The sequence below is a fragment of the Cellulomonas sp. P4_A2 genome (genome assembly GCF_056402515.1).
Window position 1 is genome coordinate 1 of record NZ_JBFUHG010000060.1, and the last position, 570, is coordinate 570.

The following is a 570-nucleotide window of genomic DNA, read 5'->3' on the forward strand; positions in this document are numbered from 1 at the left end:
GTTCAGGACGGCCTTCGTCTCCTGGAAGAGGAACGACTTGTTGGCCGAGCCGCCGCCCTTCGCCATGAAGAGGAACTTGTACGCGCCGCCGTCGGTGGCGTACAGCTCGATCTGGGCCGGGAGGTTCGAGCCGGTGTTCTTCTCGTCCCACATGGTCAGCGGGGCCATCTGCGAGTAGCGCAGGTTGAGCTTGGTGTACGCGTCGAAGATGCCGTGCGACAGGGCCTCCTCGTCACCGCCCTCGGTCAGCACGTTCTGCCCGCGCTTGCCCATGACGATCGCGGTGCCGGTGTCCTGGCACATGGGGAGGACACCCGCGGCGGCGATGTTCGCGTTCTTGAGCAGGTCGAGCGCGACGAACTTGTCGTTGGACGACGCCTCGGGATCGTCGACGATCCGCCGCAGCTGCGCCAGGTGTGCGGGGCGCAGGTAGTGCGAGATGTCGTGCATCGCCGCGGCGGCCAGGGTGCGCAGCGCCTCCGGCTGGACCTTGAGGAACGTACGGCCGTCGGCCTCGAAGGTCGAGACGCCCTCGGCGGTCACCAGCCGGTACGGCGTGGTGTCCTCTCC

General features: G+C 67.5%; 1 protein-coding gene. It reads right to left on the reverse strand.

What is annotated here, in order from left to right:
* A partial coding sequence (locus AC1DUE_RS20070) for a fumarate hydratase (RefSeq protein WP_477041171.1) occupies positions 1-570 on the reverse strand: 570 nt, incomplete at both ends.